This window comes from Polaromonas sp. P1_E3, from assembly GCF_056405935.1.
The window spans coordinates 1-959 of record NZ_JBFUBD010000697.1 but is presented as its reverse complement, the minus strand read 5'-3'; the positions used below and the strand labels follow the sequence as shown (position 1 = coordinate 959).

Sequence of the window (959 nt, the reverse complement as noted above, 5' to 3'; positions counted from 1 at the left end):
ACCGTGGGGGCCAAGTTATGATTCCTCATGAGCTTTTTTGCCGTTTTGTTTGCACTCATCATCGAACAGGCCCGTCCGCTGGCCCGCGGCAACTGGATTCATGCGGGATTTCGGGGCTGGGCCCGCTGGACCAACCGCAGCCTGGATGCCGGCAAACCGCACCATGGCTGGATCGCATGGACAGTCGCCGTGCTGGTGCCGGCACTGGTCACTTTCCTGATTCACTGGCTGCTGTGGACCATCAATCCCGTGCTGGCTTTTGCGTGGAACGTGGCAATCCTCTATGTCACGCTGGGCTTCCGGCAGTTCAGCCACTACTTCACGGACATACGCGACGCACTGGATGACGGCGACGAAACGACAGCGCGCGAATTGCTGGCGCAGTGGCGCCAGGTCGATGCGAGCGAGCTTCCACGCAGCGAAATCGTCCGCCACGTGATTGAATATTCGGTACTGGCCGCTCACCGCCATGTGTTCGGCGTGCTGGGCTGGTTTTCGGTGCTTGCTGCGCTGGGGCTGGGGCCCGCGGGCGCCGTGCTCTACCGCATGAGCGAGTTCGTTTCACGCTACTGGGCCTATAAAAGAAGGACCGCCGCCGCGGCAGGCGAGGGCGCCAGCACGGCGCTGCAGCTCGCCGCAAGCCGTGCCTGGGGCGTGATTGATTTTGTGCCCGCCCGTGTCACCTCGCTGGGTTTCGCGGTGGTCGGCAGTTTTGAAGACGCCATTGATGCCTGGCGTAACTACACGCACCGGTTTCCGGCCGGCGCACCTTCGGCCTCTGAAAACCGCAACGACGGGATCATCCTGGCTGCCACGTCCGGTGCCGTGAACGTACGCCTGGGCGGCGAAGCGCTCAAGACCACGTTTTCAGCGGACACCTCGCAAAGTTTCCAGGCAGGTGGCCTGGATGCGGAAGACGGCATCGCCACAGAAGCCACGCCGGGCCGCGAACCTGAAGT

Annotated in this window: 1 protein-coding gene; it reads left to right on the top strand. The window is 63.0% G+C overall.

Going from position 1 to position 959, the window contains the following annotated elements:
• Positions 1–27 precede the first annotated feature (27 nt).
• Positions 28–959, top strand: a 932-nt coding sequence (locus tag AC1D0Z_RS22875) for a CobD/CbiB family protein (protein WP_477660421.1), incomplete at its 3' end; no start/stop codon positions are given.